The sequence below is a fragment of the Chryseobacterium sp. C2(2020) genome (assembly GCF_014218915.1).
Classification (GTDB): Bacteria; Bacteroidota; Bacteroidia; order Flavobacteriales; family Weeksellaceae; genus Chryseobacterium; species Chryseobacterium mucoviscidosis.
The window spans coordinates 1-8,368 of record NZ_JACLCT010000069.1; the positions used below are offsets into that span (position 1 = coordinate 1).

At 28.9% G+C, this 8,368-nt stretch carries 5 protein-coding genes and 1 pseudogene; 2 read left to right on the plus strand and 4 right to left on the minus strand.

The window, feature by feature from the left end:
• Positions 1-107, plus strand: a pseudogene (locus tag H6W52_RS20595) (IS1595 family transposase); the annotation flags it as partial.
• A gap of 100 nt (positions 108-207) precedes the next feature.
• Here H6W52_RS20595 and H6W52_RS20600 read toward each other — a convergent pair.
• From H6W52_RS20600 to H6W52_RS20615, 4 genes are read right to left on the minus strand one after another with little or no spacing between them, the layout of a single operon-like run.
• Positions 208-789 (minus strand): hypothetical protein, encoded by a 582-nt coding sequence (locus H6W52_RS20600; RefSeq protein ID WP_116099712.1) that lies wholly within the window; start codon positions 787-789, stop codon positions 208-210.
• Complete coding sequence (locus tag H6W52_RS20605; protein WP_116099713.1) at positions 782-2,242, minus strand: phospholipase D-like domain-containing protein; 1,461 nt, start codon at positions 2,240-2,242, stop codon at positions 782-784. The genes H6W52_RS20600 and H6W52_RS20605 overlap by 8 nt, the downstream gene beginning before the upstream one ends.
• A 5-nt stretch (positions 2,243-2,247) precedes the next feature.
• Positions 2,248-3,612: a hypothetical protein gene (locus H6W52_RS20610; protein WP_185216946.1), complete on the minus strand. Its 1,365-nt coding sequence runs from the start codon at positions 3,610-3,612 to the stop codon at positions 2,248-2,250.
• Complete coding sequence (locus H6W52_RS20615; protein WP_116100143.1) at positions 3,613-7,485, minus strand: AAA domain-containing protein; 3,873 nt, start codon at positions 7,483-7,485, stop codon at positions 3,613-3,615.
• A 187-nt stretch (positions 7,486-7,672) separates the two neighbouring features.
• Between H6W52_RS20615 and H6W52_RS20620 the strand changes: the two genes are divergently transcribed.
• On the plus strand, positions 7,673-8,314 hold the full coding sequence (locus H6W52_RS20620) for a nuclease-related domain-containing protein (protein WP_185216948.1): 642 nt from the start codon (positions 7,673-7,675) through the stop codon (positions 8,312-8,314).
• Positions 8,315-8,368 lie beyond the last annotated feature (54 nt).

Sequence of the window (8,368 nt, forward strand, 5' to 3'; positions counted from 1 at the left end):
AATACTTACAGTTGTATCTCAACGAGTTTATTTACAAATTAAACAGACGGTATTTTGGAGACAAACTCTTTGACAGAATAGTAATTGCGAATATAACAGGTGCATAAACGGATAATCAGAAAAAATGTATCGTATCTGGATTACTCTCGACAATTCCCATGTAAAGGGGTAATATTTGTCCACCTACTAAACATATATGATGCTTCATTACAGAAAAATTTCGGGTTGATTAATATTTGGACTATATACTAATTTCATCATTTCAGACCCAGGTAAAGGTTTTCGTAACTCTTTAATGTAGTGTTCAAAATCAACATAGATCACATTACACCCAAAGTCTTTTCCAAAAATTGCAGCTGCAGCAACCATTGATTTTTTACCTCCAGTAATGTCGATAACAATCTGGGATTTAGGATTTTGAATAACTGTTTCTTTTAGTGCGCTGTAAACAATATTAAAATCTTCATTTGAGAGATAATTAATAGAATAACTATGTTCCAAAAACCTTTCGATAATATCTCCACTGTTATTAGACTCTTTATTATTTGTTGTAAAAATAACATGACTATCAGGTTGAATCAATCGAGCAGATAAAATAATAGGTTCAGGAGAGAAACCCAACATGGAAAAAAGTAATCCTCCTCTTTGTAATGAACCTTCATGCTTTGTAACAAATTTTTCTATAATTGTATCAAAGAGTTGATCATAGTAAAACTTCTGTGCATTATCAAACTCACCTGACATGGCAAGATTATTCCAATGTGTTAAATTGTTTTCAAAATTATTCATTGATGTAACTTACTTTAAGATTAGAATATTTAATGAAATATTTTTCAATTTCATTTGGGTAATTAATTGTCCTGAGCGGTGTAATTTTATTATTAGAAAAATTACACTCGTAACAAGCGTGATCTACAATGAGAATATGTTTAGTTAGTCCATTCTCAATTTTTTTTCCTAAAAAAAGTAAAGATTCAGAGATCTCTTTAAAGCTATCTTTATGAACTGGTTTAATCAAAAACTCGAGATCATTAGAATCAAAGGGAGTTTTATGGCTTCTAAGTTGCTCATAAAACTTAAATGTTTCAAAGATTATTTTACGTTTTACATCAGTTTTAAAGAGATAAATATTATTATCCATTAAATACTTATGAAAATCCAAAAATTCTTCTTGCTGCTGTTCACTTAATACATAGCCAACCTCAAAACCTTCAATAAGGCCATATTTACCATCGATATTAGCTGTAAACAACATACCATTTTTCTCTGATATAACCCCTTTAGAATGATTATACAAATCAGCCATAATATGGCAACCCAAACTTTTTAATAATCTACAAGATTCTAAATGATCGAGACGACTATTCATTCCGCGACAAAATACTCCTATCCAAACACCTCTTTCAATGGCATTTGTAACTGCGGATAAAAATTCAGGTAATCTATCCAAAGCAATTATAGAATATGACGAAATAAATACATATTCATCAGCATTTGCAATAATGTTTATAATTTCTTCATAAAGCGAATTATTTAATTCATTATATGTATATCTCAAATTCGATTCACTTTTAGGTAAATGTTTAGAGTTTATATCGAGTTCATTTTCTGATGTAAAGATCTTGTTCTTCTTATTTATTGTAGAAAATGTACTGTAAGAAGTACCAACTTGATAAATTGTGTCAAACAATTGGTCCAGTTCAGCAGATGCCACACGATCAATGTAAACTCCAGACTCCACATTTAATGTAAGTGAATATGTAGTAAAATTTGAACTCATAATCATTCCGTTAGTTCTGTCGGCAATGATAAATTTTGCATGAACATTATTAGCAGCTCTTACGTGTACACCAGCATCAACTAACTTTTTCACATTAGAGAGGTGATTATTTACATCTATAGTATTAAACAAATCATCATCTTGAGTACTTCTACGTAATTGTCTGTTTTTTATTTTCCCCATATCCAATTGTGTAATAATAAATATGGCAATGTTTGACTGATTCACTTTATGAAGTATCTCCTTGACAATTTCTTCATCGGTAATTATAAATGTACAAATTTTTAAAGTAGTTTGGGCGTTTTGGATAATTGTAAAAATCTCATCTCTCAAACCTCTCTCTTCTTCGTCAACTAAAAAAAGATGATTATATTTCTTGTTAATCCGCTTAAAATTGTATCTGGAATTGGCTATAAAAAAACCACTTCTCAACTCATCTTCAAGTGTTAAATTATAATCCATTATTTTTAAATTAAAATCATATTTTTCTCCATATCAAATTTTTCTAAAATGTCATTATGTCCGCCAAGAATTAATATTTGTCTAAGAGAAAGTGAACATTCAGAACATCTTTCAAGAAGCCTTTTTTCCGAAATATCATCAAAACTTGTAGCTTTTATAATAGAACTTATTTCTAATATTTTCTCAACGATTTCATCAGCGGGTGAGTAATAAATATAAAGTAATTGAACATTAAAATTTTTAAACATTGAATCAAATAAATAATCACGGCCGCGAAGCAAATTACTAATAATAGATTTTCTGTCGCTTGATTTTTGTAAAGTCTTCTTACTAATCTGAAATTCAATAATACCTTTTGAAAATTCTATATCTTGTTCAGTATCTATGACCGTTTTAAGTTTTTTGCTTAAAATATGTTTGATCCCTTCAAAATCAAATTGAAAAATATCATCTCCATGATTGGGATATCTATCAATTTCTCTCCAATTCGAACTCAATATATAATCAACTTTTTGTTCTGCATTATAACCTAAATTTCGTTCATGAACTTTGAATACCAGATTTTGAACTTTACTCTTAATATTATCTTCAAAGTTGGTAATATATTGCCTTACATCATCATAGTAAGACCTACCTACAATATAGCTTTGGTTCGCAAATCCATCTATTACTTCTTTTAATACCCCATTTTCAGCAATACTCGCTGCAACCAATATTTGAAATGATAACTTTGTGTAAGATAAATCTGTTATATCCTTAAGACCTATCGGAATAGCAAATTCATCACGAATATCCATCGGTATATTCTTTAGTTTTTCTATAATCCTTTCTTTATTGAATGGTGTATGTACTATATCGGGCTTCATGTCACATTCAATAAATGATTCACCAAATCTATTTGTTCTCAGTACTTTATCATTCTCGGAAATGAGTTTAGATCTATATGCTCTATAGAATTGTTTGTTCAGTGGCTCATGAGTTATTCCATCAATATAAAAATCATATGAAATTATATGTATACGTTCAGCTACTTTATTGAAAAAAATATTATATCCTAAATCAGACACTTGCAATCCTGATTCATTTTCCTCTACTAAACTTTCTCCTTTTAAAATGTTTATTCTCATTTCAATAATGTCTTTTGACACTCCTAGAAAAGAACCAATTGTTATAGGCAAAAGTGTATTATTTGTTCTTATAATGTCTATTATAAAAACATCTAAATAATCAAGTGGATCAGGAGTTATATCAGAAATCGTTGCATGAACACAATAAATTGGATACTGGAGTTCAAACAATCCGGTTAATTTTTTACCTTGGTTTTCTAACTCCTGGTAAAGTTTTTCGTAATCAATCTTCAGTGGTATCATTTAAAATGCAAATTTTATGTTCTTTCTTTTAAAATCGATGCTATGCACTTTTACATACACAACATCATTATGGTTCAATTTGATATTGAATTTATTTTGTTTATTATGTAATAAGCCTTGCAATCCATTTTCCAGTTGTAAGATATAACCATAATCTCGGCATCCTATAACCTTACCTTTCTGACTTTTACTTTTATTGATTTGTGCGACTTTGCTTTTAAATGCTATATCTTCAGTATTCGTTGAAAAGTAATTTAATGTTGATAAATATATCTGTCTGTTTCTATTATTAAATCGATGGATTTTCATGTCATATGTTTGGCCTGCCTCCAGATTTAAATTATTTTGTAAAAATCCTGGTTCCATTTGATCTTCAAACAGTGCCGTATCAAAACTATCAATAGTGAAAAACATAAGCATCTTTTCATTTTTATAAATTTTATTCTTGAATGTGGCATTTACAATATCACCGACTTTATACTTTAATCTTATTTTCTCAAAATTATCTGTAGCAGTAAGATTCGAGCCACTAGACCCATTAAGCTTTTGTTGGAATGATACATCTCCATTTTTAATAAAGTTTCCTTTTGTTTTATCTTTAGCTGCTCTTATAAGATTTTTAAATAAATTAGTATAATTAAATAGAAAATCATAATGAGACCTAGGATCAGTCAAAGTTTTTGAGTTACCTACAAAAATTAATTTCTTTTTAGCTCTACTAAAAGCAACATTTAATCTACGAGCATCATCCAAAAACCCGACTTTGGTATATATTTTCTTTCCATTAATTACTTCGGGATTATTATGATCTGCTGCTCTTGTAAAACTAAATATGATAATATCATATTCCTTACCTTGAAAAGAATCTAAAGTTGCAACATCTACGTTACTAAATAGTGGATTATCACTTTCTCTAATACTATTTTTAATTAGTGAAACCTGTGATTTATAAGGTGCAACAACAGCAACCTTTGACATATCAGCTGAATTATTTACTAAACCTGGCAATATAAAATTTACGATATATAGTGCTTCTGTTAAATTTATTACAGATTGCTTATCTTTCTTCTCAAAAGAATTTTGAAAATTTGAGGTGTCGAAGAAAACGATTTCCTTATTAAATGGAAAATCCATCTGCATTTTCTGTAAAATAGTTTTGTCACCCATTAAAACCTCATTATTATAGAATGAACTTGAAACAAACTCTCCAATATGAGGGTGCATACGATGCTGATAGTTCAATAAAACAACATTTTCAGATGGAAATTCATTAGTTTTAACCCTATCGATCAAGAACTCAAAAAAAGAAGTTGTAGTTGCACGCTTAATTTCTTCAATATCGTAAATTTTTTCAGAAGAATTTTTCTTCTGATTAAGAGTATGATTTGGAAAACTTTCTTTATCATTAACATCAAGATAGCTTCCATCCAGATAAGGAGGTAACTGTTTTTGATCTCCAACAAGAATTGCTTTTCTACCTAGTTCAAGTGGAACCAAAGTTTCAGTAATATTTGCTTTTCCTGCTTCATCAATAATAACAGTCTCAAATTTAAAATCATTTTCTTGGAAAACAGGATCTCCTTTGACACCAATACAAGTGGCAAAAACTACATTAACATCTTTGTATACAATCGGCTTAACCAAAATATCTACCAATTGAGAATCTCTTTCACACCAATTATTGAACACTTGTGTTGATTTAAATAATTCATCATCTGTCAGTGATTTTATACCTTGAGTTAATTTAAAATGTCTATCATTAAAAGTATTTCGAAGTTTGGTATAAACCACTGAGAAATCATTTATAAAAACATTTAAACGGGCCCTGATTTGATCTTCCGATAGTAATTCACTCCTTAGAATTAAAGCTTCTTTTAGTACCTTGCTTTGATTAGTTAAGAACAACTTATATTCATCCATGTAGGCTTGAATAATATTATCAACGCTGTATTGGGAAAACTTAGGATCAATTTTTTCTATGCTACCAATTCTTAGCAAATTTAAATTTTTATTTTGACAGACTTTTTCCAAAACATTATCTACTGCTACATGATTCTGACCTGATACTAATACTTTTTCACCTCTTCTGACAAGCTGCTCAATTATTTCTGTAATAACTGTAGTTTTGCCAGTTCCAGGAGGACCTTGAATCAAAAAAATATTTTTATTTCCAACAGCTTTTCTTACAGCAGTTATCTGCCCATTTTTAGGGTTTTGAATTTCAGTATTTTTTAATTGAGGGTTACTAAAAACTACATTACTAAGAGTGGGAACTTGTATATTGCCTTTATTTAAGAGTACTTTTTCAAAGTGTTGAATTTTTATTTTATTAGTACGAAAGTCATTAATTATTTCACGTTGAAGATTAATTTGATTTTTAGATATAATTTGATCAATGCTGAATCCATTTTCTAGAATTCTCGTATCAATTTGATCATTGAATTTTAATATACAATAATCGTTGTGAAAGGATAATCTAGCTTTGAAGGATATACGTTCCCCTACCTTGATAACAACAGAAACACTATTCTCTGTATTGAAATAATCTGCAAATTCCTGAGAAATTTTTATAGCAAGTCCATTTTCATCATTATGAACTCGTTCAAAACGAGAGATTGAAATACTTTGTGGTTTTAAACTCTCTGCTTTTTTAATCTGATACTCAAGAAATTTATCATTGATATCTAAAGTTTTTGCCTCTTGCAGTAATAATATGCTGTTATTTAATTTTAGCTTATTAATAATGTCAAAACATCTATTTTTTTGAACAAGTCGTTCTGCAATATCGTATTGCTTATAATCAAGAGGTACAGATGCTAACGGTGGCAAAATTGTAATTTTGCTTCCAAGTAAAAAAGAGTTTTTTGAAGCACCTTCTTTCTTACTTTGTAAAGACTTTGCGTAGCGTGAGCCAATAGAAAATTTATTGATTTTAAAAGCTGCATCATTCATTTTATTATCTACAAGTATTTCTCCATAAATACTCACCTCTTCATTAAAGATGGTAAATTCAAACCTAGGATGCCGTTCATTGATTCTTATCCAATAATTTTGCTCTGATAATTTATTTAAAGCCGCTTGGTACCTAAGACGCTCATCGAGAACATCATTTGCATAATAAGGAACAGCATGATTTATAAAGTCAGAATCGTAGCTTTCTGTATTAGCCTCAAATTGTAAGTATAAGATTTTTTCAAAAATTACTTCTTTTGAGAATAAGTCCTTCAAAATTTTAAATCCTTTTTTTAACTCTCCTATTTCTTCATCGGTTGTAAAGTCAGCATAAATAGAACTTTTGAACGAATTATAAGACTTCAATTCTTCTTCCACAAAATATAATTTTTGGTAATCAGATGTATCCGTTTTATTTAATATTTCTATATCTTCCGATGCAGGAACAACGTATAAAAGATTGTTGAAGTCTTCCTTGTTTGTTACGATAACCTTTAGGCTTTGTGTTCCGCTTTCAAGATATTCGATTTTCATTAATCCATAAAACTTACTGTGAATTTTTAATAAACAAAAATCATAAAGTTTTTCTATCACTTTAGCTCTGTATTCATTTCCGACAATAATTCTATCCCAACCTATTTGACTAGAAATATTTTCAGTAATAAACTTTAAACTTAACTCAACAATTTTATTCTTGTGATCTATAAAAATAACTACAGCCTGAATATCCTCATCCTCTTTAAGATTCTCAAAGCGGTTTATTGCTAAGGGTATACTCCAATCCAAGTCGAATAAGGACAATCGACCACTATAGTTATCAATAAAATAGGTGAAAATTTGCGAAGGTTCAATCTTTTTCTTAATCCGAACTTGAACTACATGCCCTTTCTCAATAGAATCTATTGTTAAATCTGTTTTCAATTCTTTATTAGTTTTACTGGTTTCTAATCAAATATATTTTTAATCAGATATTTAAAGATAATAATTTTTCCCAATTGTATGAGAAAAATACATATAAAATCTTTGTGATTTAAATTGTAAGATACTTTTTTCTATTTTTATAATGTTCAAAAAAATGACATGGTACTATTAGCTAAAAATTAGAATTATGGCAAGAATCTCTCCTACATTAGAACAAATAGAACTGTTGAAAGTAAAACCTACCTCAGGAGAAAGACATCTTTTACATTTTCTAAGTTCAATCCTTGATGATACCTATGAAGTATTTTTTCAACCATATCTGAATGGTGACAATCCAGATATTATAATTGTCCGAGAAAATTCTGGTGTGATGATTGTTGAAGTTAAAGACTGGGACTTGAGCAGTTATCAGCTTACTGAAAAAAATCACTGGCAATTGAAAAACGTACTAAACAATATTACACTAAATAGGCAAATCATTAAATCACCACTTCAACAAGTATTTGAATATAAAGAAAATCTTTACAATTTACATATTGATACATTGTTGGAGAAACGCATTAAAAACCCAAAATTCTTATCTGTTGTAACATGTTGTGTTTATTTTCATAAAGCCTCAAAAATTGAAATAGATACTTTCTTCATTAATACAAATAATGACAATATAAAGTTTCGTAAATTTTTATCTTATTTTGATCTTTTAGGTTTTGACAGTTTGACAAAGACTAATTTTGATTCCATACTTTCTAACAGAAGGCTCAATAAAAAATCATATCTTTTTGACAATGATCTTTACAAAAGTTTCAAAAGATTGGATGTACTAATTTAGCGTCCAGTTAAAGTTAAGCATAAAACCTTAATTTTAACCTATGAAACGAGAGAG

What these genes read in the sequence shown, in the direction of transcription:
- H6W52_RS20600 (WP_116099712.1), bottom strand. Translation starts at nt 789, where the DNA reads ATGAATAATTTTGAAAACAATTTAACACATTGGAATAATCTTGCCATG.
- H6W52_RS20605 (WP_116099713.1), bottom strand. Translation starts at nt 2,242, where the DNA reads ATGGATTATAATTTAACACTTGAAGATGAGTTGAGAAGTGGTTTTTTT.
- H6W52_RS20610 (WP_185216946.1), bottom strand. Translation starts at nt 3,612, where the DNA reads ATGATACCACTGAAGATTGATTACGAAAAACTTTACCAGGAGTTAGAA.
- H6W52_RS20620 (WP_185216948.1), top strand. Translation starts at nt 7,673, where the DNA reads ATGGCAAGAATCTCTCCTACATTAGAACAAATAGAACTGTTGAAAGTA.